Here is a 26,984-nt window from a genome sequence, read left to right on the forward strand (position 1 = left end):
CGGGATATGCAGAAATTTCCAGAACCAAAAAAAGGAGAAAACCAGTCTTTAACTGCTTTTCTCCCTAATTCGATGCTATAAGCTTCATCCACTAATCTATAAAATGGTGTCCCTATTCTTTGTTGTTTTAGTCGAAGAAATCGTAGTCGATACTCCACGTAAAAGAAGTTTAGCTACGATGAAACCCATTACAATCGCAAAAACGATTGTAACGATCGAACCGATCATCGCTACTTTCACCGTCATTAAAAATAGAATAGCTAGAGCCAACATTGTCATAATCGAAACAGAATTCCAAAAAACTCCCCCTTTGTTTTTAACTATCTAATAAATAGAAACTTTAGAGGGACGAAAGATAATTTTGAAAAAAATCACTTAATTTTCCTAAAAAAAAACCCCTAGTAAAGGGATTCACTTAAAAAATCATCTTTTCAATTTGTTTATTGCTCCGAATATTTTTTAAAGTTATCTAAAATTGACTGCCATCCCGCTTGTTGCATCTCAATTGGATTGGTGGTTTCTGCATCAAAAGTTTCGATTACCTGGGTTTCATTTCCTTGACCTTTAAAAGTAATATTAACTTTTCTACCATCCCCCATGGTATAAGAAATAACCTCATTTAATTTCACTTCATCATAAATCCCACCAAAGTCAAAGCCAAAACTGCCATCTTTTGCTTCCATTCTTGTAAGGAATTTCCCACCAACCGTTAAATCATTTTCAGCAATTGGCGTGTGCCAGTCTTCTGAGGCATTGTTCCATTTCGTTATATGTTTTGGCTCTGTCCAATATTCCCACACTTTCTCTACTGGTGCATGAACTGTTGCTTTTACTGTTATTTTCTCATTATTACCTGTTGTCATTTTAATTACCGCCTTTCATAATACACTTAGTTTAATATGTAGATAGTAATTTAAGCTGAATTACTTTGCTGGCATTCTTTACTTCTTGGTGACCAACATCTGGTAATATCTTATCAACTTTTTACCTTGTCTGCAATATTCAGCCGCGGATAAAGAAAAAATCAATAAAATAAAACAGCCAGGATCGGTTTGCCCATCCTGACTGCCCGTACATTATTGAAAAGAGAACGAGTGGTGCCTGACACCATTTACATCCTACTTTATTCAGAGGCCCTAGGACTGCTTTCAAATCCGCCTTTCTTATGTGACCCGTCACATAACGGCTTTTTGTTGGAAAGACCACAACGGCACAGATACACTTTCGCCTTCTTTGGATATTCCTTTCCATCTGCATCGAGAATCTGGAAGTCACCACTTACCTGCAATGGACCATTATCGTTAATTTTAATTTGATTTTCCATATTCCACACCCCCCTAGTTTTATAAATATATATTCACGATGCTTTCCAATAGTCCAAGTTTTTGATTGGAAAAAATGGTTAAATACATTTTTTAAAAATCTCACTTAAATAGCCCAATCTAATGATTGGACAGAAAAAAAATCCCTATTAAAGGGATTCACTAGAAAACAATGGTTTTATTTTGATGAACGATAATACGGTCTTCAATATGCCATTTTACCGCTCGAGCCAATACGTTTCTTTCAATTCTACGGCCAATTTTCTTAAGGCTGTCCACATTGTCATGATGATCGACCCGACTGATATCCTGTTCGATAATAGGTCCCTCATCCAGATCATTGGTCACATAATGGGAGGTAGCTCCGATTAATTTGACGCCGCGGTCAAAAGCTCGTTCATAGGGTCTTGCACCCACAAAGGCTGGTAAAAAGGAGTGGTGAATATTAATAATTTTATTGGGATTTTCTTCGACAAATTTCGGTGACAAGATTTGCATATATCGGGCCAATACCACAAAATCAATTTCATACTCTTTTAGTAGCTTTAGTTGCGTTGCTTCGGCTTGTCCACGAATATCTTTATTGGCTGGAACGTAATAAAACGGGATGTTTAGTCCTTCGACAACCTCTCTTGCTGTTTCATGATTACTGATGACAAGGGCGATGTCAGCCATTAGGTCTCCACTTTGCCATTCCCACAAAAGCTCGATCAAACAATGAAGTTCTTTTGATACAAAGATTGCCGCTTTTTTCACATGATAAACATGCGTAAAGCTCCATTCCATCGAAAACTCCTTAACAATTTCAGCAAACTGAGTCTCCATGTCCTTTGCTTTATCCTTTAAACCTGGACATTCAAATTCAATCCGAATAAAAAAGGTGCCTCCCTCAGGATTGGTGGAATACTGACTGGATTCAATAATATTTGCATTATAGGAAAACAAAAACTTTGATATCGCCGCAACTATGCCAGGTTGATCTGGGCAGCTAACTAATAGGCATCCACGATTCTGATTTTTTTCTTGAAACACTTCAATTTGATCTTTTATATATGAGTTCATGGTAATTCCTCTCTAACATTGTTGAAAATATTATACATTAGATGGACCTAATAGTTAATCATTATTTTGAAAATTGCTAACTGTGCAACATTAGAATGGTTTACAAAAAAATTTTGTTATAACTAAGGAATAATAACTTATTTTTGGTACATATTATAGCTAGGACTTGTAGCTCAATGAATAGAGCAACTTGCAGCCCTTACACAAAGGTTGCAATGTGTTTTGTGGGTTTAAATCCCACCAAGTCCTATATATACTACCTCTCAAATTCCTGATTTAATTTTTTCATATTAATAATTCCCTCACTAGGCTAGTTCCTCTCCTCAATGGTATTTTTTCAGATTAGAAGTTGACAATAAGTGCTCTTGGAATCATTTTTGGAGTTTTTATTAAATTTTTGTATCCAATAGGCCTCATTGGATTCATTTTCACCGCTTTTTATCAGATTTTTATAGCCGAGTAATCAATTATTACCATTTTGTCTCTTTAAAAAAATCACAATAACATTTAATAACATCCAATAATAAAACACTTGAGTCCATATCAATATCGGACTAAGCAACTAGTGGCGTTTTATTGCCTTCAACGGTATCGTACACTTCAGATTTTTTTGTTAAAGTTAGCAGATAAGGAGCCGATTTCTGTTGTCGCTGCTGCTCCTATTCTATTTGCAAATTGAAGGTACTCTTTTATTTGAGATAGTTTAACCGGCATACCTTTTTCGTGAAAACAATATAATAGCGCTGACATAAATGCATCACCTGCACCGGTTGTATCAATGGCATTTACCGCTGGAGCAGGAACGAAAACTTTGCTCCCGTTTACTACAGCACAGGCACCTTTGCTCCCCATCGTTATAAACAGATAGGGAATCTTCCATTTAGATATTTTTTCTAATCCAGCCTCTATTGAATTTGTTTCCGTTAAAAAGTTCAATTCATCTTCCGCCAGCTTCACTATATGTGCATATTTAAGGAAAGAAGAAACAGTTTGACGACAATGCTCCTCATTTACCCAGCGCTTTAGACGAAGATTAACGTCAAAAGCAATCTGTGGTTATTACGATAAAATTGCCGAATAAGAACCGTTATCATTGCCAACCCTTGATATAACTGTGTTTTCATTGTTTTTTTAAAGGATTAATTAATTATTTTTATTAGATGTTCTATTCAATATTAATGGTTTTAATGTAATTTGGGCAATAATATCATACCCAATCATAATCTAGGCATTATTATGCTTCCTAATCCAATTAATACAAATTATTACATTATTTAAAGCAGAATAATAATTAAATCCTGATACAAAAATTCCTGCAAACATCGGATGGTTTGCAGGAATTAATGAACTATTTATTTAATCAATGATTATTAATAAAGGGTTCTTTTTCATCTATTTTTAGTTCTACTAACGTTTCTTTGTAGGTAGCTCTTATAATAGGATCTCTAAAACTAACTGGATTCTTCATCAACTCACGAACCTTACTTACCGAAGGGTATTCAAGCCTATCATATAATTCTTTCATAATCCTTTTAACTTCTTCACATCTCAAATTTAAGTTAATTTCTTTTTGAGTTTTTTGATAATCCCGATATTTTTGTGTAATCCTTTTACTTAATAATGGAAACTTACGATAAATATTATTGTAATTAAACCTTCTTTGAAGCTCCTTGACAGGCGGAGGAGGATATTCAGTTAGGTATATTTCTTCTAACTTTTTCTCTAAAAGATTGAAATCAAATTTTTTAGAAATTGATCTATAAGGATCTTTTGGAACTTTTAATATATCTTCAGTTGATTCCCAAACATAATTAATTAAATTAAAGTCTAGCCTATTTTGTAACAAATCCATTAACTTTATTTTGGCAACTCTACAAATGGCGAGCAGGGACTCCATTTCTGGTTGTGCTTTGCCTGACCTCCAATGGCCAACGTTTCTTCGACTTCTATTAATCATTTCACCGAAATCTTTAGCGTTTCCGTAAGTTGTGATACCAATTATTTTAGCTATGGATTTACTTATTATTTCATAACTAACAGATTTTTCTATTAGACTTTTATTACTTAATAGATCACCTATTTCATCAACAATGAATAGATACCATTCTAATTCTGTGCTATCCAATTGTGGGGACTTACTTTCAAAACCTAACCACATATTACATCTAGAACAGTATCCTGGTATAGATTTACCAGAGAAACTATACGGAGCCTTTTCACAATGAGGACAAATAGAACTTAATGGCATCTTGTGTTTGGGGCAAATCTTTATACATTTTAATGACCAAATAAGTGGTTCATAAATTTCGTTATTATTGAGCTTTAATTCCTCATAGCAATTAGGGCACCATCTCGAAAATTCGTGAAAAGTACCATTGTGGTTAACAAATGCACTTTCCCATTTACTGAGAGTCAGTAACTTCAGGTCCTTTCTAGAGGTTAAATTCTCTAAGGCACTAATTAGATTATCCGTTTTTTCCCCAAATTTTTTAATAAAAGAAGTGTTTTCAAATAAAACATTACTTTCTATATTCATTTCATTGCATATAATATATTTTACTAAATCTCCTGTGGTAATACAGTGATGTAATGCTAATCTAGCTAAATAACTTTCAAGTGATTCAACCATTGGAGTTCCAATACCAATTGGCTCTAAATTAAATAGTTTTGTTCTAGGTGGAATTTTATTGTTTAGATTTATTTTAGCATCTTTTATATTTATCATAATTCCTCACCTCATAAAGATTAGTTACTTTCTAATTCTGCTTTCTAACTACAATTACTTATTATCCTGCAAAAAGAACTGTCCCTCACACTTATAGTTCATTTTTCACTTTAAATTCTTCAGGTACATCTGTAGAATTTCTTTTAGGTTTTTGCTCAAACGGCTTACTTTTTTTTGATTGAGACCCTCTAGATGCTTTACCATTTTTTGAGTCAGGTAATTCTTTCTCTTTAGTAGGTTTACTTTCTATTTGATCTTTATTAATATGTTCAGTTCCTACATTACTTTTAGTTTCATCGATAATAATCGCTTGGTCTTCACTACCATCTTCATCAATATAATTATCTTCAATAATCATAAGTCTTCTAAGTATTACATCTTCGGAAATTTCTTGTTTTTCTCTATTTTCACCTATTTTTATTTGTTCAATAAGCTTATTTATTTGATCCGTAGTAAAAGCAAAACGATAAAAATCCTCAATTACTAATGTCTCTATGTTGGGGTTTTCTTCCAATTTAGATCTAAAGGTACGGTTAAAAAAATTTTTCAACTGACCAATACATCCAAGAGTCCTAGTATAGAAATATTCATAATGCTCAATAAGATTTGGTTCTTTTTTTAATGGGAGAAGTTTTTGGAAACTTAGTAGACATAGAACAAAGTTTCTTTTTTCTTCCTCTATATCATATCGATATCTAGAAAGATGTTTATGCATTCCTCTTGAAATCAGTTGATCACTTTGGTCCTTGAATGGCTGTAGTTCATATGTACCAAATAATACTATTGGTACTCCTGTTTTATTTGCAAGGGACTTTAATACATCCATCTGATTACTAAGTTGGATACCTCGTTTACGTTTTGCCATATGATGAGCTTCATCAATCAAAAGTACTTTAGTTTTACGGTATCTTAAAGCATTTTCTAATGCCCTATTTAATGCCCCAGTCTTTCTACTCTCTAATACAGATCGAATATTAATATACTTTTGATTTCTTTGATTTAATGGATCTACTTTATGGTCGATTAATTCTTCAGATAGTTCTTGTAATGCACTAATATAAAAATGCTGCCAATCAAAATTCCCTGATTCAGGAGAAACAGCTTCCACTCTTACCGCAGGTATTAAGCATCTATCTATTTTCATTTCCTCGGAATATTTTTTATTTATCGCTTCTAAGACCCTCTTACTCAAAAAAGTTTTCCCGACTCTAGTTGGCCCATAAACAAGTATAACTGAGTCATCTTGTTGCGAAATATTTATCATTGTCATTAAATCCCTAAATGCTTGATTGAACTTCGGATGACTTAAAGGGTATTCTTTGAAATAATTGTACCTCTTATCAACAGGAGCATTGAGTAGCCCTTCTGGAAAATTTCTCTCAGCCATTTTCAAACCTCCCGAATCCCCCAATGTTATTGCTAAGAATACCATTTAAAAAGTTATCATTAGTTTTAGGTTTAGCGGTTTCTCTTTGAACCTCAACTTGTTTTTGATCCTTACTTTTATTTTGTTCCTTAATACCGCTCTCACCATTAATTGAATTAATAACAGCCTTGCTTGCCTGATCCTTTTTTCGCTGTAATTCAGTTGCCTCTTTTCCGTCGTTAGATTCCCAAAAATTCACTAAATCTTCTGTAGTTACATCTTTATTAATTCCGTTCAACTTATTTCTTTGTTTTAACTCCAAAGATGCTATTTTCCGCTCTTTTTCTGTTCTTCCAGAAAGAAAATCCTTATAATCTGATCGTAATTTTACCCAATAGTTATCCAGAAAGGCATAGGCGACACTAATATCAAAGGGTTCAAAACGCACCTTTACCTTTTTACCAATGTACTTTGGATCTCTAAATGATTCATCCCAATATTTTATAGTGTTAATCTGAATTCCATATCCGCCCGGTTGTACTGTTGAATAACCATTTCGTGTCGATGGTAGAGTAAGCATTTTAAACATTTCAAAATCGGTTATAAAGGTTTGCTTTCTTTTCCCCGAGAATTTAAGATTTTCAACGAATTTTTTTCTAGGTGTGGTATGTAAAGTAGGGTGATGAGTGGTATCGTAAATTTCGTAAACAAATTCATATATAGCTTGATTTAACAACTCCAAAGTCCATACAGCATTATTTTTGGGGTTTACAGAAGGAGTAACTGTTCTTACATCAATTTTTGTACTTTGGGTATTTCCTAACAAATTGTGAATAAATGTAGTATGCAGTGTTCCAAATAGTCTTTCTATCACTGTACCAACTCTGGGTTTCCGTCTTTCTTTCTTAGTGACTTTAGTGACTGCTAAAAGTGTATCAAAATACACACTATTAAAATCCTTTCCACCGTCTACTACTATCGTTGAAGGCATCCTCTTGTGTCTTCTGACTAATTCCCTAAGTACCATCATATTGGATTTATAGCTTGGATCATCATAAGTCAAATAGAATGCTAGAACTCTTCTAGAGAAAGCATCCACTACAAAAGTAATCCACGGTCTTCCTAAGTTTTCACCCGTTTCAGAGCACAATAACTCTATTTCAAGTTGAGTATGATCAATATGGACTATTTCAAATGGACGTACACCGTGTACGGGAGTTTTCTTGTAATCTAAAACCCAATAAAATTCTTCCACCTTATATGCTTCTTTTTTACCTTTTCTAGCTAAAATTTGATTATGACGTGGACGAAGTTTTAAATATTTACGAAAGGTTTTATACGTGACAGGTTTAATATCTTTCCTTTTACAATTAATTTTAAATTGTTTGTAAGCAGCTGAAATGTTCTTTTGTTTGACATTTTCGTAGTGTTCTACGAATGCCTTTTCCATTTCATCTTTTTGCTGTTCACTAACTTTTGGTAGGCGATTCCCAGTTGTTTTTTTTGGTACTAATCCTAAAAATCCGGAGTTATACTTTTTTTCTCCTTCATTGTATTTTTGTTTCCAATACCTTATGGTTCTATCAGATATATTAAAATCTGAGTATATTGGATTCTTTATAAACTGTTCAACTACTTTTAATTTCTCCAATGTTTCTTGCATTACTTCTGGACTTATAGTTTTAACAATTTCGCGAATCTCTTGCTCTTCTATACTTATATGTCTCTTGTTGTTCCCTTGTATCTCGCCCTTTTCAATTAACTCATATAAAAAATCGACTTTTAATTTGGATACATTACCTCCATCCCCCATTAACCAAATATTTTCTTCATCAATGTTAATAATTTCATAAACATTCGTTCCCCATCGGAGACTACTCCCATTACTAAAATCAAGCGTTTCGATTTCTACAAAACTCTCAACATTTGTAGACTTTATATTTGCAAACGCCTTTAGAGTAAGTTCGTCTGGATATAAAGGAAACTTCTTATAATTTGATATTACATAGTTGTCAAGGTCCACAAATATTTCTCTTGTAATTATTAAATAATAAACACTATCAGCAGAAATGAAATCAGACTCCATCATTAAAAGATCGTGCAATGCTATACTTGGATTCTTTTTTATTTCTGTTATTATTGCTTCTTTCGTTTTAATTGGAACGCGATATTTTTTATCACTTAGATAATCCTCCAAAAATTGTATATTTTGAAAACGGGTCCTATTAATTTCAGTGGCAGGCCTTACTCTGAATGATAGACCAAATTCTTTCGCATACTTTTCTCCGGGAGGACATCTCCAGACATTATTTTCGTCTTTGTAATATCTTTCAGGGTTCTTTTCTTGTAGTTCTAATAATGCTTCTTCTGTTTTACATTCTTCCCAACCAATCCAGTTATTTTTAATGACAAAAAAATCTGGAGTATACTTATGCTTAAACTTTCTATTTTTCCCTTTATATTCAATATAAAAACTTGGAGGTTGGTCGTAATATTCCAAGACATTTTCATCCATTTCTTTTTCGTAAATAAATGGTAATTCTACAGTATGGCTTTCAAATTGTATTGTTACACCCATTTTTCTACTCGGATAAAATCCGGGAACATTTTTCCCTCCGCTTCTCACCCTTCTTTCCGGATCATTTTCTCTTATATTAGAAATTATTTCTATGGTTTTTTCACTGAGTTCTTTTTGTACGCACCAAGATTCATAATCGTTTATAGTCATTCTTTCTTCCTCCTAATTTTCGAATTTCAAATACTATACAGAAAGCTTTTTGACTAATTCTAATTACGACTCTTCCTTTTGAAATCCTTATAGCCCACATTTAATAACCAAGAAATTCGTTTTTTGTCTTTTTGTAGTTCTTGGACAATTTTTTACTATAAAAGACCTCAAAATTCTCTCTCTTGGGAATATTTTTGTGTTTATTGACTGTCATTTCCTTTCCAAGACATTAATCTTTTTCGTTTTCATTCGAAGAATGAAGTGTAATCCAATTTTTTTCTAAATAGGCATACGCAATATCTATATTAATTGGATCATATCTTATTGGAACAACTTTACCATCATAATTTTGATTATTAAAAAGATTATTCATATAAAACAACCCATTTATTTTTAATCCCTTATTTAACTCAATTCTAGCAGTCCCCTTATGTGTACTTGGTTACTTGGATAATTAACATTTAAATAATGATTCTTTAATATCCAATTCATTAAGACCTGATGTTTCTTGTACATTTTTATTCCCTCTCCCCTTTTAAAGATAATTACTCCCACTAACTAAAATAAGGAGTATTTTAAATAAGTATAATTGTAAAGTTGTCTGAATTTTGTCGAATTAAGACAATTTTATTGAAAAATTTTATATTTTCTCAAGCTCGTTTGTTCACTATTAAGAATAACCTTATCCTAAAATATATCTTTTTGTGAAATATTTTTTAATATTCAAACTTTTTTTGTTTCATATGTAAATAAAACCAATAAATAGGATTGAAAATAATATATTTATTAGTTAATCTTTAAATAACAGAAAAAATATAAATAGGAATTGATTCTAATGGATATTAAACTGGGAACATTTATCAGATATCGTCGTAAAGAGCAAAAGAGAACTTTAAAAGATCTAGAAAAAATATCTGGAATCAGTTTTTCCCAAATTGGTAAAATTGAACGAGGAGAACATATTCCTTCAAAGGAAACTATTTCAAAAATTGCTAAAGCTCTATTTTGTGACGAGAATGAACTACTACATTTAGCCGGATATCCGATTCCAAGTAGTAAAAAGTTGAATGATAAAATTGAACCCGATTTACGATACCTAGCACTAATAAAATACAACCGTACTTGTCAAATTTGTGGTGTAAAAGCTCCGTCAAAAGAGATAGAGGTTGTATTAGTTGATCCTAACGTACCTCTTTATAAAATTACATTGGATGACTTAATAACATTGTGTATAGATTGTAATTACTCTAGAAATAAAATAATCAAGGAACAGGGAGTCGAATACGACTTTTTGAAAAACAATTAACAAATTACTTAAAGTACCTACAAATTAAATGCGGAGCTCTAGGGTGTTAAATTTACTAAAATTATTGAATTTTCACCTATATACAAAAAGATTAAATCTTGTCATAATCCATTCTTAAATCCTTATACTTTTGATGTACTGTAGGAATAAGGAGAACGTGGCTTCCAACCATATCCTTCATCTTATTGTAAGTAGGATACTGACCTTCTTTAAGTAGATAAAAAAACGTATCCTCTATCTTTTTTTCTAAAGAGTTAAATCTTTCTTTACGGCCTTTTGCCTGTTCTTTTTTATAAAGTTCTACTATAAATTTACTTTCTGACGGAAAATAATGTTTTAATAGTGCGTCTGAACATCCAAACATCTCTCCAATGCTTTTTAGTGTAACAATACTTTCTGTATCAATTATGTTATCCAACACTTCTTTTAGCTTATTTTGATCAATGTTTTTTTTCTCTTTGCTATCTCTCATTAATAAATCTATATCCGGTCTATAAATTAATGGAATTTCTTCATTCTGCACGGTAAAGTATTGTTCTATTGTTAAATTAAAAAATATACAAATATTAACCAATACATTTAAAGGCGGCATACTTTTACCCGTTTGCCAATTATTGTAGGTCTTCCAATTATACCCCAATTCTAAAGCTGCTTTAGCTTTATGGCCATTAAATACTTTTTCTATTATATAATTAAGACTTTCCATAAAGTTCTTAGTCGTAACGGGAACTTTTTCGTATTGTTCACTCCATTTTAACAATTCAATTACAAATTGTGACTGTTTTTGATAAAGTACATTTTCATATTCATCAACACACCCCTCACCTAACCAGGCAAAACAAATTGAACAGTATCCGGGAATTGTCTGTGCAGAAATTATATGATTCTGATTCTTACAATTCCAACAAATATCAGACAAAAGGGTATTATGTTTTGGACAAATTTTAACCAATTTAATATTCCATATTAATGGGTCATATACTTCATCATTTAATGACATTTCCTTGATGCATTCAGTACACCAAACTTTGTTTTCACGAAATAAATGCCGGTTTGAAATTAAATCTTTAAATTTGAACATAGTTGTATGTGTTATATCATTTCTAGTGGTCAACATACTGATTACGTCAATGAAGGCTTTTGCCATATTTCCTGTCCCATTCATCGCAAATGAAAAAGAGTAAAATTTGTCTTCGAATCTTTTTACAATTTCAGGATAATCATTTATTATTAAAGGACTGATTTTTTTTTTAATAGTATTTTTGGATAAATGCAATGATAATTCGAAAGTCTTGCAACATAACTACTCAATGATTCAATATAAGGTGTTCCTTTACCTAGAGGGGCAGGGTTATATAATTCACTTCTATTTTTTATAGTCATTAATTTCTTTATACCTCTTTCAAGCTAGTGGTCAGAAACTTTTATTTACATATATTGTTTACGGAATTTTCAGAAACTATACATAATTTGATAACCACTTTTCTTCCCAACAGAAAAATTGAAATTAAAAGTCTGATTAACTGTTTCTGATAGTACTGTAGCTTTTGAGGATTTTTTTCAATTTTTCGAGTTTGCCTCTGCACACCAACCCAATAATTTTGAAGTATAGTGAAGGTAAAATTAATAAAGCATAAATTGCACACATTTAAGTAGTTCCTAATGTGTAGAAAATAAAATAAAAAATCAGTTTGAATTGGAAAGAAAAAACAAGTAAAAATAACAATTTAATTAACTCGCTTGGTCCCCAAGCGTGTTAAACTGAGCCAAAATTGGTCCATACTTTTTATTTGTCCTATAAAATTCATAAAAATAACAAAAGATTTATTGTAATCGTATAAACAATGTGATCAAGCTGGAACCATTGTTTTACTTCATAGGTTAACAAAACTTTAATTGTAGTCTTAAATTCTGATTGTTAAATTTCTAATATGTTTTGGCAAAACCATTCACTTTCTGCCAAAAACGTAATACATTGCTGTTTGCCAAGAATTCATACTAACAAACTGATAACTATAAGCTGAATCAATTAATTGAGCCCTCACTCCTTCACTTCCTGTTTCTTTATATACAAGTTCTAAACTGTATCGAATGTTTGCTAATTCGTCGGCAGCGTATGTAAAGCCCTTATTCCCCAGTGGTAGGAGAGAGCCTGACCTTCTTTTTTTTCAGTTTATAATTTCCTTGATTGACAATTCATTTTATTCCACGTAGAACAATCACATCCCGATAATTTCTATATTAATTTCTGAATAGATTGAAACAATGTTTGATTTGTCTCATTTAGTTCGAGATCCTTTCGGGAGTATGATCGTAAAACGGTCGTTGATTTTCTTTTAATACGGTCAATTTTCAAATTTTCCAATTCTTCTTGAGTGTATTCTTCTCTATACATTATTTCAAGGAAGTGGTTGTTGGTAAAGCTGCCAGCAATGACCCAAACCTTAACAAATCAACAAAGCCAGAATTATATAATGTTTACAGTCTTGACATAAAAAATATTGGTGACAAAGATAATAAAATGGTTAGAGTTGAAGCATATAGGGATGAACCTAATTCAACAACACAATTCGAATTATTCACTGTTGATTATGAACACGATAATTTGAATCCATCATTTCAGCATCAAAACTTTCCTTTATATACTAAGGCAACTGAGTTAAAGGTAATTGTCACTTGGACAAAGAAAAGCGAAAAAATGACAATTCACGAAAGTACAGGGAACAATTTGTTTTTCAACAATAAATCCGTTTCTAGAAGGGATTTTTCCCTTCTTTTTTGTTGCAAATTTTTGTTCAAATGCAAAATTAATGAAATTTTTCTTATTGAACTAATGATTGCCGTTAGCAAAACGACAAAAAAGGACTCGCCGCAGCGATCCCCGTCTTTTACTCTTGGACCTGTTCGTTGAAGAACGTTAATTCATTGACCTTGCAATTTCTAACATTTTTTCTTTAGGTACCCTTGAACTATTCATTTCTACATAAGTACCATCTTGTACCCAATTAAGTAGGCGATGCTTTGGTCAAACTTCTTCATTTCATACTCGTCGATTTACGTTTTTTTTTGCCGTTGCTGATCCTTAAACATCTCGCGTGTCATTGCAAATGCTCCCTGCATAAATGAAGCGGCTGCCATTTAATTTTACCGCGGTCGCGTATTACAATTTCGGTCATCACCTCATAATCATCATATACGAACATAAGTTCTGTATGAACGAAAATAAAAAAGGACCATTATAGGTCCTAGCACCTCTTTCTTATTCAAGTAAAGCACCCGTTAGTGAAAGAACAAAAATTAAATATTATAGTTTTTTTGCCACTTACCTTCTCCCATTTAGTGTAGATTTGAAGAAAAGGATTTTTCAAACCATTTATTATACTCTTCTAATACTTCCTTCTCTATTGATAATACTAATGATTCCGCTTGTTCGATTACGTCTTTAATTAAAATGTTATTAGTCTCTCTTATTTCGAAGGAAAATAGAATACTAAGAGTGGATTCACTATTTTCGTATTCCTCTAATTTTAAATCATCCTTTTTAGAAATGATTTTTGCCTCTAAATCCATATATTCTCTAATATACAAACCAAACTCCTCATCTCCCTCTATTTCTATCAAGGAGGATGATAACCTTCGCCCAAATTCGATTCGGATACCCTTATTGACTTTTTGATAATGAATATAGGTATCAACTATTAATGATGAATCAATTACAGGATAACCATCATCTGTTATATCATCATAAGTTTCAAAACTATCTCCTAAATGAAGATCGCTTACTTTAATGGGAAAAATATCCGATTTAAGGATATAACATACAGGATCTGGCATATAAACTATGTTTTTTAACAATATCGTATGTGTCATTTTAATATCACCTTTTTATTTAAATTTTCCAGGTTTTTATCCTTTAAGATTATATCTCCTAATAAAATAAAAAACCCTCTAAATTTGTTTTAACAAATAAAAAAAAGATACCTTTATGAGGTGCCGCCTATTTTTTAAATTATAGCTTGAAAATTTATTAATTAAACTAACTTATACAAAGATTATTTTGGATATTTGAACACCGACACGATGCTGCTAAATAACCTTGTTGAAAAGAGAATTTCCTTTGCCTCATTGTCCTGCCTAATCAGTGAAAAAGCGACTGTTCTTATTGAACAATCGTACCCGTTAGTTCAACAAGAGTTATTCTTTTAAGAATTCACCTAAACTTCTCATTACCTCTTCCAAAGCTTTGATGGACATTAAGGTATCAAATGGTTCCATATCTAATGAGTGATTAGCGTTAGACACTTTTTGGATTTTTATGTTTGTTTTATTTTCAATTGATTGGATTTTATCAGGGATGTAGTGAGGGTCTTTTTCTCCGATAGTAATAAATGCTGAATGATTACTGGTTAATAACGTCTCAAAAATTGAATCAAATTTTAATAAGGGTGTAAGCAGAATCATTTTGGAATTCATAAACATATTATTTTTCATAAATTCATTGATAATAGGGATTGTACCAAGTGATTTACCTAAAAATAACTTTTCTTCATATTGATTATTTGCAAGTATCTCGGTAACGATGGGGTTTACCTCATTAGATATAATCGTTGTTATTTCTTCAAGGGGCAGCTTAAATATATTCTGTCCGTAAGAGTAATGAATGTGAACAACATCATAGTTATTCTGAAGCATTGTCATTGTTGAATAATAAAGTATAGGTTTCTCATATGTGTAACCCATCCCAGAAAACATAAAGCAAACAATTTTGTTTTCATTTTCGATATGTGTGTATGGAACTTCTTTTGCATTAATAACTGCTGTTCTTTGATTTACCTTCATACTAATTCCCCCTAAGCATACTACTTTTATTCTAATACTAAATTGCTGAATATGAGAAATCAAAATGAAGTTCTTGTTCAACTAACCTGCCACGTTAGCACAATAAGAAAAAGCTGCGGCAACGGCAGCCCCGTTCTTCAACTCTTGCCCCCGTTAGCCTAATAAGACTTTAACCCTTTATTATAAATAATTGTCTAGTTCCCTTACTTTTTCTTGAATATCAAATACATATTCATTTTTAGAGAACCCGTATTAATCTCCCTGAACAGTTTTAATAATAAGTATATCAAAAGGAATTAGACGGCTTACTACAACTTCCTTTGGTTCATTAACAAATCCAGGGTTTGTAAAAAGTAAAATTATGCGGACAAACCAATTGCGTTTCTTTTTCTCTGTATATGTTCTTTTTAGCTGTTCAGTTGTGATTTCATAACTTTTAATATCAGATAATGGGATTCTTTTTGAACCTATCTCAATAAAGTCTTTTTCCATTTAAGCAAGACCTCACAATCATTTTATTACTCTCAATATATATAAGTATTCTCATCTTTTATAACATTTTATCTTCTTATACTAAACTGACGCGTTAGCTGAACAAAAAAACTGATGCCTAAAGCATCGTGCCCGTTAATTAAAAGAAGCAAGAAGTAGATCTACGAAAAATAGACCCATAAAGCGAATACACCGATTATTACAGGAATAAGTGATAACAATATAAGAATTATTTTTGTAATAATGTACGATTTACTCGCAATTTTGTGAAAAAGAATCATATCCTGTTCTGCCCAAGAAGCATAGGTATCATTTCTTATCCATTTCCACTTCTTAACTTCCTTCCAATGCTCCTCTTCCGTATATTTTAACAAGACCCATATGAAAAAGATTATTCCTGGAATTAGAAACAACAATCCAATAACCAAAGCATCCATTTTCCTCAATTCCTTCTTATAATTTCACTTTTCTATACGTTTTCCAATCCAATAATGTTTCAATTCTTCTTCAACTAAACTGCATAGTTAGTTGAACAAGATAATATAAACTAATAAAAATAATCCCTCTAATAAAGAGGGATTAAAATGACAAATTCCTATTATCCTCAATATTTCTCCAATCTTGTTTTTCGACTTCCTTTACCATTTCTGTGATATCCTGATCTCCGCTAATAATGACCTTTTCTAAAACAACCTCAAATGGATGCTCTTTCTTAATCCACTACCAAAAATCATAATCCACTTTTTCAGGATTATGTCTTCTAATGGAAATGTTCCAGCTCTTGAGATTTTATTATCATATGATATGTAGTGTATCTGTATTGGCACATTCATCTTCAACTTCCTTATTTTATTCTTCATTAGTTTTTTGCTCCGTCTTTTCCTTTCACGATAAAAAGTATACCCATAGCGATCTACGGTTACCTCTAATTCTTTTCCTTCCTGCAACTCTTGATTTAATCTAATCAATGCCATTTCTTTGATTAGAAAGCCTGTACAGGCCTATTTACAACCTCTTGAACCCTTTTTTATTTCTTTCTTTCCACTCATACATTTCTCACTCAACTCCCTAATAAAAGCGATTTCCGGACCAGTTTTTGGAGGATATATAATATCTCTGTCTTTACCTTTATAAAAAAACATTTCGGCGTTATTGAAGAGCTTATCAAAATCGAAATCATTAATGTTTAAATCATCTTCTTTTTTCATCTCTTTTTCCTTTCTGGATATTAAATATCACCTTTTCCTATGTTTTCACGTTACCGGTCTTTTCTGATACTTTGATATAAATAGAGGTTATTTCTCTCAGTATCAAATCCTTCTCCATCATTCGGTTAATAAGTTGGCTTTTAAACAGCTGCTGTCCTTCCTGAAAACCAATACGATAGCCCTCCTGGTAAGTATTTGAATCTTTTTTCTTTGAATCCACCTTTAACACCTCCCAAGAAAAAATTTAAAAATGTTATATCTTCTCGCTCCAAGTTAATCGGAATTTATTCAAAGTATAACAAAACGAACACTTGTTCTAATATTATAATACCCTAAAATATTCCAAGTAAACCATAAACTTGTCCATATAAAAAAACTTTCAAAGAAAATCAACAGTGTTTTTTTAACTGTGACTAATGTAATTTACAGCAAAAATAATATGTCGCAGTAAACCCTTTGGATTGTTGTGGTAAAGTGTCTTAGTCTTTTCCATAAAAAAAATAGGGATAAATCCCAATTAAAGATTCATCCCTTAAGATATATTGTGCAACACCATATTTCAACCTATTCTATTGATTTACTTATTAGCCCAGTCCAGGAATAATGTTTACTAATACCAGCTCTTTAAGGAACTATTGCCCCCTTAGTTGAAGAAGGAAATATTAATTTTTATTATTATTTGCTAATTCTTCACGTAATTTTTTTATTTCTTCTGTTTGGTTCAAGATATTATTATTCACTTTTCTTAAGGCATCATATAACGCAAAAATACCAGCAAATATTAAAAAACCAACTAGTAAATCCATTCCCACACCTTCTTCATTTAATATATTAAATTAATAATAATCCAATTTGGATATTTTTGTAATACTTAATTGGTCTTAATTAAACTAACCTGCCCGTTAGCGGAACAAGAAAAAAAGGATCGCCGAAGCGGTCCCATATTTAACTCTTGCACCCGTTAGTTCAATAAGCACATACCTTATTAGGAAAAGGTAACAATACAATTAATTAGATTAAAACGTACAGAGGTGTATTTAAAATGAAGAAGATACCAATCGCTTTTATCATATCTCTTTTTCTTATCTTTTGTTTTCAAACAACAATTGCCTTATCATATAAACCAACGCAAGACTCTAAAGAGCTTAGGTTACAGGATATGCTTATGAACCTACTTTCCTCTTATATTGAAAAAGATTTACACAACTATTATTATCCAAAGATTTTTAGTGATTTCTCTCCTTCTATTGCTCCCTGGAAAATTGAAGTTATTGAAACAAAAAGAGTAAATGGTTTCCGTGGCTTTATATTGGACATTACCTTTGAAATTGAGCCTACCGATGGTGGACACTGGGTTTCAATAGGGAAGGACCGAATGACTTATAGAATTTCTTATGGTCAAGAGGTGAAATTGATAAATCATACTCTCTTAGCTACATATAAATATCCACCAGAATAATTGCATACTTATATCTCCTTTAGAACTATTCTGCTTCGTTATTTGAATAAAGAAAAAGCGATCCTCATTATGGAAGAATCGCACCCGTTAGTTGAAGAAGATGGGTAGTACCGAACTGGTTAGATTATTGCATTCTTAAACAAAGAAGTAAGGTCATCTGCTAATTGATTTTTAGAATAATCATCGTGGTATATTCGAAATACGCTTAGCTGCTTTGAACTTAGTTTGATATATATAGGGTCACCGCTTCCGTGGGAACAACTTGCTGAAAAAACATATCCATCTTCTAATACCGATATTCCAGGTTCATATTTAGTGCTTTCATCAATTATGTCATCCACACCTCCCCATATAATATATGAAACCCCATCATAATCCTCATCAGGTTCATCTTCTTGGATTCCGAACTCTGCATCTATTAAAGGGACGGTTGTATATAATTCGATATACCATTCTGGCAATTTTATTTTAAGTTCTTTTTCTAATTTTGCTAAATCACTTTCGGTTGCCGTTTTGCCAACAAAATCGGGATATTTTAACTTAATTCTTTCTACAAGCCTCTTAGCTTCGGTAATTATTTCATTATTTGTCATTTTCCATACTCCCATTTCAATTTATCTATTTAGAGTTCGATTGAGTCCAATAAAATCCTTCTTATCAAATAATTCTTGTTGAACTAAACTGCCCCGTTAGTTCAACAAGAAAAAAATGACCGCCGCAGCGATCACATCATCCTGAACAAAAGCACCCAGTTAGCTTAATAAGGAAATGCTTAATCTTTGTTGAGTTCAAATACATCACAATAATTTAACTTGTGATTGTTTATAACTTCAAACGCATTCGTAGATACTACTAATTCTAAATTTTGTGACAAACAGAAGTCTTCTTGGGACCAGCCAGAATATTTATGGTTCTCAACAAAAACTTTGCCTATCGGTATTAACCGTTTAAAATTAGGGAGGATTTCGTTAGGATAAAGTTCTTTAAACAAATCAGAAACAGTTACCTCAACTTTATTAAACAAGTATCCATTCAATTCACTGCTTTGAATCGAGGTTTGCAAGGTTTTCTGTAACAATGAAACAGGGGGTTGATTCGAGTAATTCATCACCAAGCCAACTTTGGAACTCATAATTGATAAGATATTTCCTTCATTCCATTTGTATATGTATTAGTTGAAAAAATAGTTTTCTCTCCAATTTCGCCTGCCACTTCAGGTTCTAATAAAATAAGTTTCATTTCGATACCTCCATCCACTACCAATACAATTATAACTCAAATACCATTCTTCAACTATCCTGCATCGTTAGTGGAACAAGGAAAGCGACTGCCCTTATTGAACAATCGCACCCGTTAGTTAAACAAGAAAAATTGGTTTACCCGACACTAATCCCAATAATTAAAGATGGCTTCACCAATTCTTTCTGGCTTCCAATAAGCTAATTGTTCCAACTCAGCACTATTTAAATAATTATCATTTTGTAGGATTCCCTTTTTAGACCCCAGTTTTAAAACTAAAGGTTCATTTAGTTCCTTGACATCCAATACTTTATAAAATGAGATAAACTGTTGAAAGAGTTCGGGCACATCAATAAATTTTATCTTTCCAAATTCTACAACTGTAGCACAAGCCAGATAGGGATAGTGTTCATTAAGTAATATATGAAAATGCTTATTAAAAAGCTTAACTTCAACGTCATAAAAGTTCATTGGATATTGTGGTTCCCTAAACTCTAACACTTTTCCTCCATTTTGAGTTGTAATAGTAAAACACCAAACTGAACAATTAAGGCAAAAACGAATTTGAGTTTTCAGGTCTTTTCACTATTCAAAGTTGTAGTAGGTTTTTATATGTTCATCAAACCTTTTCCAAGCTGTTAAAGTATATGGCGTTTCCATATCCAATATTATCCTTACGCCATCTGCAATTAATTTGATTCTTTTGGTTGGGTCATCCCTTTTTCCTGAAGAAAATATTGCAATTTTATTCAACTTTTGAGTTCCGTTTGTATAAGTTTCTTTTTTTAACTCTAAGTCATTAATTTCTTCTTTTGAAGGAATTTCTTTACCTTTCCAATCACATACTTCAAAAAGAGGATATTTATCTCCAGTCCATTCTTCGATAATGCCAATCACCTTAAGGATAATATAGTCACCTGACAGTAACTGATAACTAATGGCATCGCCTGCTTTTAAAGTAGTATCCGATACAAATCTCTTTTGTACTTTTTTAGCCTGCGGTTGTGGAGAATTTAATTGCTCTTTTAGTTTAAGAAGAACAGTTTCACGCTTCTTTTTTAATTTAAGGTCTTCTTCCCAACGTTCACGGTCAGAACCACTATCTATAATTTGAAGTGCTTTATTTTTAACTTCCTCTTGAAGTCTTCCTAATTTCCATTGTATTAATGCGAATGATAACCAAAAAGCTGTAATTTCTTCATCATCTAACTCATTCAGATATTCTTCAATTACAATTCTACTCGCTTCTTCATTTGAATAATTATCACCTAATAAATCCTTATATCTAAAGCTTACATCTTCGGCTATATCATCGGATAATATAGCTACTCCCCAGGCACCCATACTAACACTCCTTAATTTAAGTATAACTTTCTGTAATATTTCAACGGTTAGATGAAAAATTTCTTCTTGAACTAACCTGCCACGTTAGTGGAACAAGAAAAGCTGCCATAAATGACAGATACGATCCTAAACTCTTGCCCCCGTTTAATAAGAAAACCGATAAGTTAATACTACTGTTCATTGGATTTTCTCGAAATCAATAATATTCTCAGAATACTAAAAATAAGCAGCACAAGTGGTATCGCCTGAACAAATAAAAAACCTTTCAAAAAGTCATACATATCACTATCAGGAGCATCTGTTGCAAAAGCACCTATAAAAAAGGAAAATGGAGTGATAATTAGATTCACACCTGAACAAATTAAAAAAAATGACTTCTTTGAGTCTCCCTTTATAATTAAAAATACACCACTTATTACCACTGCAATTAAAATAAATACATACCAATAAGTGTATAACAAATACATCACCATCGCCTCTTAGTATTTTATTAAACTATAAATGAACATAAACCTTAGATTCATTTTACTATAAAATACTGTTTTTATTTGAATTCTTATTAAACTAAACTGCTCCGTTAGTTAAACAAGAAAATAAGCCTATATTATTATTTTTCCCTCAGATGATGTAATAGTGCAGCAGCCAAAAAAAGTATTGATAACCCAGTGCCTGAACTATTAGGTTCCACATCGAAGAAATTTGGAAAAATAAACTGGTTTAATACTGTAATAATTACGGCAAATGTAACCAAAGAAATGCTTGTTTTCTTCAAAGAAGAAAACCTCCTATTTAATATCCAAAGAAAATAAAAACTTTCAATTTAAATTATAACTATTTATCGAACTATTCTGCCACGTTAGCTCAAAAAGAAAGTGCATTACCCCTTCTTGAAGTAATGCACCCGTTAGTTAAAGAACATTAAAAATTAATTTGAACTACAACCCTAAAATTTTAACAGTAATAATGAGGAACAATAAAATAATATTTAGCCAGACAAAAAATTTAATCATAACCTCAGCCCAAAACTTTCTACGCAAACCAAAATAAAGGATAACACCATAAAATAAAAGGCTAATAACTATGCGAACTCCAGAAACTTTTTCAATTCCCAAGTCAAAAATGTCAATGAATGTATTTATTAAAACAGAGATAATAAATAAATATAGGTATATCTTATATTTTTTTTCTTTTCTTTCAAACTCATCTTTAAATTCATACATTTTTATTACCTCAATTTATCTTCTTTTTTCTTTAGACTAACAAAAATGTTCTTCAATTATTCTACTTCGTTACTTTAATAAAAAAGGGCTTTACTCTTTATTCAAGTAAAGCACCCGTTACTTTAAGTGAAGTATCTCAAAAAAAGGATTGTTTTTAGGATTTCTGAATAAAATACGGTCCGAGTCCTAAGTCAGTTTCGTGAGTTATAATAAAGGTCCATTTATTATCCCAATCCATAATATAAATGTCGCTATAATGAAAACGGTCTTCTTCATATGGTAAATCTTTAACTGTGAGGGTTTTGGCATTTTGAACTAAGAAGGCTTCATCAGTAAATTGATAAAAAATAGTACATTTTTTCTTTAATTGGTTTTCAAAGGCTTCAATTGCCTTTTCCTTTTCAAGGCGTTTTACCTTTTCGTCACTACATAGATACCACAAAAATTCGTCCATATAAATCGATTTTTGTTCTTCTTTTGAAAGATGGCTTGCAAAACTTTCACGCCATTTTTGACGCAAATAGTGTCCCCACTTTGGTATTTCCACTATCTTTAATTCTTTATTTTTCATCCCAATTAACCTTTCTATACAATATTAAGTATAAATAATATTCCACTTTGCACACTTAATTTCCTTTGATACCGTTCTTAAACTATCCTGTCCTTTAGTGCAATAAGAAGAGGGACTGCCAAAACAGCCCAAATCTTTAACGCTTGTACCCGTTAACTTCAATTAAGTAATCTTTTTACTACCTTATCCAACTTGATTTCAAGAGTCTCTTGTTGTTCGTTATAAAATTTCTTGTCTAATTCCTCAAATAAGTCATTGTACTGTCCATCCCAGGAATCGATTAATTCATTACGTTCATCTATATCTTTTGGTGGATTTCCATTTGGAAATAACTCATTCAATTTTTGTAACAAATGAACAACTTCAATTGCATCTATTTTTTTCAAATCTTCCAATGTATCATCAAGGTAATCCGCACCATAATTATAATAAAAACTTATTAGACCACCATTTTCAATCGCTTCAATTAAGCCTCTTACATTAAACCAAATTCTTTCGTCTGAACTAAAACTTAAGTAACCTTTTTCTTCATATTTATCAAATAATTGATTCCATAGTTGTTCCCACTCTTCATAAGCTAATCTGTCCATTTTTTTCATCCCCGACGTTAAATTTATTAAGTAGTTTCAACAATGTCTTATTCAACTATTCTGCCCCGTTAGTTCAACAAGAAAAAATGACCGCAGCAGCGATCATCATCCTTAACATAAGCACCCGTTAAGCTTAAGTATATTTTTTCACAATCTTTCACTTTGGATAATAATAACCACTAACATTTTAATTGCTTTAATAGTCTTTTGTTTAATTCCCACAATGCAGTTTTATTGCTATCCCACTTCAAAAGCGTTTCTGCCTCTGCAAAAGATAACCATTTATAATTGAGGTGTTCCTTTGATAATGAAATATCCTTTGTAGGAACTTTAACACCAAAAGAATATTCTTTTATTATATATACATCTTCTCCCCAAAGGAATTTCCCAACAACATCCTCTACTGGTAGTGAAGCCACAGAATCTAGTTTAAAATATGGACATTCTTTTGAAACTCCAGCCTCTTCAAACGCTTCACGTTTTGCAGATTCGATAGGTGTTTCACCATCTTCTCCACCACCAGCTATTCCTTGCCAATAACCATAATCACTTCTGTTAAAAATCGCATATTGGATTGATTGGTTAGTTATTAAATATGGAAATATCAATACTTGATATGGTACCCTCATTGCTAATCCTCCCCCAAATAATTTTACATATTAATTCGCCCCTCTTATTCCACTATCCTGCCCGGTTAGTACAATAAGAAAAGACTGCCGCAATGACAGCCCTGATCTTTAACTCTTAAACCCATTAATTGAACAAGTCCGTTTTTATAAGACAATAACTATCCCCAGCACTATAAAGGCAACACCAGTTAAAAGCACAAAACTTTTATATACTCTTGGTGGAAGTTTGCTTAATAATTTAAATAATAAATCCCATTCTATAAATCCACTTATACCAATGTCTTTATAATCCTTACTTTTCATTCTGAATAAAGAGGAAAAAAGTATAAATCCCCCCCATACAATAAGCATTGACCCTATGAATAATGCCACTAAGTTTCACCTAACCTTTTCGCATTTATCTCTATGGTTAGTTCTTTCTTGAATAAGTAAAATCCTTCTTGTTTCACTAACCTGACCGTTAGAGCACAGGAAGAAAGGGGATCGCCGCAGCAATCCCGTCTTTAACATAAGCACCCCGTTAGTTTAAGTACAATTGTTCACAATCTCCTTGGTGGAAAAAGAAAAAAAGGCGACCTTCTACTTGAAGAATTGCACTTATCTTAATTCATAAGCATCGCCATAAAAAAATAACCAGCCATTAATCCCCAGACCGTTAAACCAACATTTAGTGCTAAACCACCTACTTTATCGATATTAAACATCCAATTATTAAAAAAGAAGATAATGGTGTATTTTAGGAACAAGAAGATGATGTAAGTTGTCATAATTTTAGTATTAAAAATAATATCTATTTTAGACATAAATAAATAGCCCACAATACCACAAGAATAGGCTATAAAGCGGTCAAATTTATCCATATTAGGATTTACCACAAAAGTGAATGCAAATATAATTGGTAGTCCTACCAATACAAGATATTGAATAATATGGTAAGTTTTGCGGTTTAACTTCATTGTAATTATTAATCCCTCACTCAATTAAAATCATTGTTGCAAGCAATAGCAATATGATATATTCTCCTTGTTGTTGTTTATATAAGATTATCTCAGATAAAAGTAATCCTGTTGATGGTAAATAATGGTTGTTCAACTAACCTGCCCGTTAGTTCAATAAGAAAAGCTGCCACAGTTACCTCTCCGTTCTTGGTAAGGTCAAGCTTGGCAGCCTTTGCTCTTCAGTTTATCTTCTTATTGTCTTTACTATTTACAATAATTTCATAAGGTTCATTATCTAATATTGGCGATATTTCCTCGGATTTTAGAAATTCAACAATCATTGATTCGATTTCAGTTCCAAGTGCTTTAGCTGTTGGATCAGAACTTACGATAGAGGTACTTATTATAAAGCTCAACGGTTTATCTTTATAACCTACACCTATAACTTTAAACTCTTTTTTTGACATAAGCCCTTCAGCAATCGTAGATGTAATTTGACCTCCTTTATCTGATGGTCTTACCTCCGTAGTTACTTTAGTTACATTAATTTTATAACCTGTATATTTATTTCCATCTGCAACTTCTAATGCCATTTTCTTAACATCATCTTGAACGGAATGATAATATTTCTTGGAACCGACTATATTAATAAAAATTGTTTTCTCCGTTGGGTCAGCTTGTACTCTATCAAATTTATAGTTTAGTTGTTTTAATTTTTTTGTGACCTCATTTTCGATGATACTTTTTTCTTTCATTTCTTCTTCACTAGGGACATAATCTTCTTTTCGCTCTTTATTGACCTCTACGGAAAAGGCATCATAGCCTTTTGATTCTAAAATCTCGCCTACAGTCTTTTTAACTTCATCTTTGACTTCGCTATAATAATCGTCTGTTCCTTCTAATGTTACATAGAATGTTTTATGTGGCGAGTAACCGGTTCCTATTCCACTAATTTTGTACCCTTTTTCCTCTAATTCATCAAAAATTAGGCTACCTATGGGTTCTGATTGAAAAATTGAACTTAAATATGGAATGGTTGAAATCACTTTTGCCATTGCAGGAGAAACAAAAGCAGAACTTATAAACAAACCAAGTAATAATACAGCAACACTGCTGAAAAACATTATTTTTCTTCTAAGACTCCATATTTTTCTATCACCCTTGCTTTCAGGTTTAAGTTGCCTTTCGTAATCTCTTTTTGCATTCTCCATCCCTAATATAACCCTACTATTTAATTCCTTTGGGATCTCTATTTTATCCAACTCTTGTCTTATCTTATTGTCCATACATATCAGCCCTCCTAGTTTTTTTGCGAAGGTTTTGTAATGCTCGATATAAAACGGATTTCACCGTGCTTAATGGTGTATTCAAAATCTCCGAAATCTCACTAAAAGTGTATCCTTGATAGTATTTTAGTAATAGAACAGTTTTTTCATCTTCATTTAGTGCGTCTAACAAATCTTGTAGTGTTAGTGACAAAGGGATATCTTCCGTACTCTTAGAAATAAATTCAACAACTTCCTTTTTTAAAGGAATCACTTTCTTTTTTTTTCTTAATAAATCAATAGCACAATTTATCGTAATTTTAATGATCCAAGTTTTAAAAAGCTTCAAGTCATTCAAAGTATTAAATTTTAGGTAGGACTGGTATGCTGTTTCCTGAACAATGTCTAGTGCATCATCTTTATTTTTCACGTAAACATACGCCATCCTATAAATATACTGTTCGTATTGCCGAAATAGCCCTAAAAAAGCTTTATCGTTATCCTCTGGAATTCTGTGATTAGACTCAATTATGTTGTTCACCTTCCTTTGTTTTTTTGTGTATACCTATTAGACGGAAAACTTCCTATTTTAGCCGAAGGTTTTTTAATAAATCCTAAAATACTTAGTCATTTTTGATAAGAATTTGTTTAAAAACAGAAAAGTAGTTCTACTATCAGACA

General features: G+C 31.8%; 34 protein-coding genes and 1 tRNA gene. 4 read left to right on the top strand and 31 right to left on the bottom strand.

The features are described from left to right. Positions 1-96 precede the first annotated feature (96 nt). The 4 genes from CCK98_RS18835 to purU all read right to left on the bottom strand — a co-directional run bounded on the left by CCK98_RS18835 (position 97) and on the right by purU (position 2,384). A complete protein-coding gene (locus CCK98_RS18835) occupies positions 97-279 on the bottom strand; it encodes a hypothetical protein (protein ID WP_088087974.1) in 183 nt (60 codons plus the stop codon). A 161-nt stretch (positions 280-440) separates the two neighbouring features. Continuing rightward, entirely contained in the window at positions 441-863 is a 423-nt protein-coding gene (locus tag CCK98_RS18840; protein ID WP_088087975.1) for an SRPBCC family protein, read from the bottom strand. Positions 864-1,123: 260 nt separating this feature from the next. Beyond that, positions 1,124-1,324, bottom strand: coding sequence for a CDGSH iron-sulfur domain-containing protein (locus tag CCK98_RS18845; RefSeq protein ID WP_088087976.1), 201 nt, complete (start codon positions 1,322-1,324; stop codon positions 1,124-1,126). Between the two features lie 160 nt (positions 1,325-1,484). Next, the gene (gene purU, locus CCK98_RS18850; protein ID WP_088087977.1) at positions 1,485-2,384 is read right to left on the bottom strand and encodes a formyltetrahydrofolate deformylase; all 900 of its coding nucleotides are present in this window, start codon (positions 2,382-2,384) and stop codon (positions 1,485-1,487) included. A 162-nt stretch (positions 2,385-2,546) separates the two neighbouring features. Here purU and CCK98_RS35500 point away from each other — a divergent pair. Then, positions 2,547-2,633, top strand: a tRNA-OTHER gene (locus CCK98_RS35500). A gap of 351 nt (positions 2,634-2,984) precedes the next feature. On the opposite strand, the gene CCK98_RS18855 is transcribed toward CCK98_RS35500, so the two are convergent. From CCK98_RS18855 to CCK98_RS37085, 5 genes are all read right to left on the bottom strand, one after another. Next, positions 2,985-3,434: a PfkB family carbohydrate kinase gene (locus CCK98_RS18855; protein WP_088087978.1), complete on the bottom strand. Its 450-nt coding sequence runs from the start codon at positions 3,432-3,434 to the stop codon at positions 2,985-2,987. Positions 3,435-3,744: 310 nt separating this feature from the next. Continuing rightward, on the bottom strand, positions 3,745-5,109 hold the full coding sequence (locus CCK98_RS18860) for a TniQ family protein (protein ID WP_088087979.1): 1,365 nt from the start codon (positions 5,107-5,109) through the stop codon (positions 3,745-3,747). Positions 5,110-5,200: 91 nt separating this feature from the next. After that, on the bottom strand, positions 5,201-6,496 hold the full coding sequence (locus CCK98_RS18865; protein ID WP_179195857.1) for an ATP-binding protein: 1,296 nt from the start codon (positions 6,494-6,496) through the stop codon (positions 5,201-5,203). Then, a complete protein-coding gene (locus CCK98_RS18870) occupies positions 6,489-9,203 on the bottom strand; it encodes a TnsA endonuclease N-terminal domain-containing protein (protein WP_088087981.1) in 2,715 nt (904 codons plus the stop codon). The genes CCK98_RS18865 and CCK98_RS18870 overlap by 8 nt, the downstream gene beginning before the upstream one ends. Before the next feature lie 229 nt (positions 9,204-9,432). After that, entirely contained in the window at positions 9,433-9,618 is a 186-nt protein-coding gene (locus CCK98_RS37085) for a Mu transposase C-terminal domain-containing protein (RefSeq protein WP_373408540.1), read from the bottom strand. A 420-nt stretch (positions 9,619-10,038) separates the two neighbouring features. On the opposite strand from CCK98_RS37085, the gene CCK98_RS18880 reads away from it, so the two are divergent. Beyond that, positions 10,039-10,509: a helix-turn-helix domain-containing protein gene (locus CCK98_RS18880; protein WP_088087983.1), complete on the top strand. Its 471-nt coding sequence runs from the start codon at positions 10,039-10,041 to the stop codon at positions 10,507-10,509. Positions 10,510-10,600: 91 nt separating this feature from the next. On the opposite strand, the gene CCK98_RS18885 is transcribed toward CCK98_RS18880, so the two are convergent. Further along, positions 10,601-11,656 carry a TniQ family protein gene (locus CCK98_RS18885; RefSeq protein WP_179195858.1) on the bottom strand — a complete coding sequence of 352 codons (1,056 nt, stop codon included), beginning with the start codon at positions 11,654-11,656 and terminating at the stop codon, positions 10,601-10,603. A 1,260-nt stretch (positions 11,657-12,916) separates the two neighbouring features. Between CCK98_RS18885 and CCK98_RS18890 the strand changes: the two genes are divergently transcribed. Continuing rightward, on the top strand, positions 12,917-13,420 hold the full coding sequence (locus CCK98_RS18890) for a hypothetical protein (RefSeq protein ID WP_088087985.1): 504 nt from the start codon (positions 12,917-12,919) through the stop codon (positions 13,418-13,420). Between the two features lie 425 nt (positions 13,421-13,845). On the opposite strand, the gene CCK98_RS18895 is transcribed toward CCK98_RS18890, so the two are convergent. From CCK98_RS18895 to CCK98_RS35505, 7 genes are all read right to left on the bottom strand, one after another. Next, on the bottom strand, positions 13,846-14,379 hold the full coding sequence (locus tag CCK98_RS18895; protein ID WP_088087986.1) for a hypothetical protein: 534 nt from the start codon (positions 14,377-14,379) through the stop codon (positions 13,846-13,848). 324 nt (positions 14,380-14,703) lie between these two features. Continuing rightward, positions 14,704-15,348: an alpha/beta hydrolase gene (locus CCK98_RS18900; protein WP_088087987.1), complete on the bottom strand. Its 645-nt coding sequence runs from the start codon at positions 15,346-15,348 to the stop codon at positions 14,704-14,706. 252 nt (positions 15,349-15,600) lie between these two features. After that, positions 15,601-15,840 carry a hypothetical protein gene (locus CCK98_RS18905; protein ID WP_088087988.1) on the bottom strand — a complete coding sequence of 80 codons (240 nt, stop codon included), beginning with the start codon at positions 15,838-15,840 and terminating at the stop codon, positions 15,601-15,603. A 161-nt stretch (positions 15,841-16,001) separates the two neighbouring features. Continuing rightward, positions 16,002-16,277, bottom strand: a complete 276-nt coding sequence (locus tag CCK98_RS18910; RefSeq protein ID WP_088087989.1) for a hypothetical protein — start codon at positions 16,275-16,277, stop codon at positions 16,002-16,004. A gap of 564 nt (positions 16,278-16,841) precedes the next feature. Then, entirely contained in the window at positions 16,842-17,048 is a 207-nt protein-coding gene (locus CCK98_RS18920) for a hypothetical protein (protein WP_088087991.1), read from the bottom strand. 37 nt (positions 17,049-17,085) lie between these two features. Then, positions 17,086-17,268: a hypothetical protein gene (locus CCK98_RS18925; protein WP_088087992.1), complete on the bottom strand. Its 183-nt coding sequence runs from the start codon at positions 17,266-17,268 to the stop codon at positions 17,086-17,088. A gap of 442 nt (positions 17,269-17,710) precedes the next feature. Further along, positions 17,711-17,854 carry a hypothetical protein gene (locus tag CCK98_RS35505; protein WP_166263055.1) on the bottom strand — a complete coding sequence of 48 codons (144 nt, stop codon included), beginning with the start codon at positions 17,852-17,854 and terminating at the stop codon, positions 17,711-17,713. A 236-nt stretch (positions 17,855-18,090) separates the two neighbouring features. Between CCK98_RS35505 and CCK98_RS18930 the strand changes: the two genes are divergently transcribed. Then, the gene (locus tag CCK98_RS18930) at positions 18,091-18,507 is read left to right on the top strand and encodes a DUF3888 domain-containing protein (protein ID WP_088087993.1); all 417 of its coding nucleotides are present in this window, start codon (positions 18,091-18,093) and stop codon (positions 18,505-18,507) included. 119 nt (positions 18,508-18,626) lie between these two features. Here CCK98_RS18930 and CCK98_RS18935 read toward each other — a convergent pair whose 3' ends face one another. The 14 genes from CCK98_RS18935 to CCK98_RS18995 form a co-directional block, all read right to left on the bottom strand. After that, entirely contained in the window at positions 18,627-19,100 is a 474-nt protein-coding gene (locus tag CCK98_RS18935; RefSeq protein ID WP_179195859.1) for an SMI1/KNR4 family protein, read from the bottom strand. A gap of 179 nt (positions 19,101-19,279) precedes the next feature. After that, a complete protein-coding gene (locus CCK98_RS18940) occupies positions 19,280-19,639 on the bottom strand; it encodes a hypothetical protein (RefSeq protein ID WP_088087995.1) in 360 nt (119 codons plus the stop codon). Positions 19,640-19,893: 254 nt separating this feature from the next. After that, positions 19,894-20,247, bottom strand: coding sequence for a hypothetical protein (locus tag CCK98_RS18945; RefSeq protein WP_088087996.1), 354 nt, complete (start codon positions 20,245-20,247; stop codon positions 19,894-19,896). Between the two features lie 84 nt (positions 20,248-20,331). Beyond that, positions 20,332-21,090 carry a hypothetical protein gene (locus tag CCK98_RS18950; RefSeq protein ID WP_088087997.1) on the bottom strand — a complete coding sequence of 253 codons (759 nt, stop codon included), beginning with the start codon at positions 21,088-21,090 and terminating at the stop codon, positions 20,332-20,334. A gap of 170 nt (positions 21,091-21,260) precedes the next feature. After that, positions 21,261-21,557, bottom strand: coding sequence for a hypothetical protein (locus CCK98_RS18955; protein ID WP_088087998.1), 297 nt, complete (start codon positions 21,555-21,557; stop codon positions 21,261-21,263). 140 nt (positions 21,558-21,697) lie between these two features. After that, positions 21,698-21,862: a hypothetical protein gene (locus tag CCK98_RS35510; protein ID WP_179195860.1), complete on the bottom strand. Its 165-nt coding sequence runs from the start codon at positions 21,860-21,862 to the stop codon at positions 21,698-21,700. A 163-nt stretch (positions 21,863-22,025) separates the two neighbouring features. Next, positions 22,026-22,310 carry a hypothetical protein gene (locus CCK98_RS18960; protein ID WP_088087999.1) on the bottom strand — a complete coding sequence of 95 codons (285 nt, stop codon included), beginning with the start codon at positions 22,308-22,310 and terminating at the stop codon, positions 22,026-22,028. Between the two features lie 154 nt (positions 22,311-22,464). Continuing rightward, complete coding sequence (locus tag CCK98_RS18965) at positions 22,465-22,881, bottom strand: DUF4275 family protein (protein WP_088088000.1); 417 nt, start codon at positions 22,879-22,881, stop codon at positions 22,465-22,467. A 158-nt stretch (positions 22,882-23,039) separates the two neighbouring features. Beyond that, a complete protein-coding gene (locus CCK98_RS18970; RefSeq protein ID WP_179195861.1) occupies positions 23,040-23,471 on the bottom strand; it encodes a DUF4375 domain-containing protein in 432 nt (143 codons plus the stop codon). Between the two features lie 179 nt (positions 23,472-23,650). After that, on the bottom strand, positions 23,651-24,100 hold the full coding sequence (locus tag CCK98_RS18975; RefSeq protein ID WP_088088002.1) for an NUDIX pyrophosphatase: 450 nt from the start codon (positions 24,098-24,100) through the stop codon (positions 23,651-23,653). 144 nt (positions 24,101-24,244) lie between these two features. Further along, positions 24,245-24,472, bottom strand: a complete 228-nt coding sequence (locus CCK98_RS18980) for a hypothetical protein (RefSeq protein ID WP_088088003.1) — start codon at positions 24,470-24,472, stop codon at positions 24,245-24,247. Between the two features lie 230 nt (positions 24,473-24,702). Beyond that, positions 24,703-24,903: a hypothetical protein gene (locus tag CCK98_RS34920; protein WP_142292178.1), complete on the bottom strand. Its 201-nt coding sequence runs from the start codon at positions 24,901-24,903 to the stop codon at positions 24,703-24,705. 374 nt (positions 24,904-25,277) lie between these two features. Continuing rightward, complete coding sequence (locus CCK98_RS18990; RefSeq protein WP_088088005.1) at positions 25,278-26,324, bottom strand: DUF4030 domain-containing protein; 1,047 nt, start codon at positions 26,322-26,324, stop codon at positions 25,278-25,280. Beyond that, positions 26,314-26,844 (bottom strand): RNA polymerase sigma factor, encoded by a 531-nt coding sequence (locus CCK98_RS18995; protein WP_088088006.1) that lies wholly within the window; start codon positions 26,842-26,844, stop codon positions 26,314-26,316. The genes CCK98_RS18990 and CCK98_RS18995 overlap by 11 nt, the downstream gene beginning before the upstream one ends. Positions 26,845-26,984 lie beyond the last annotated feature (140 nt).

This window comes from Bacillus sp. OV166 (assembly GCF_900177675.1).
Lineage (GTDB): Bacteria > Bacillota > Bacilli > Bacillales > Cytobacillaceae > Neobacillus.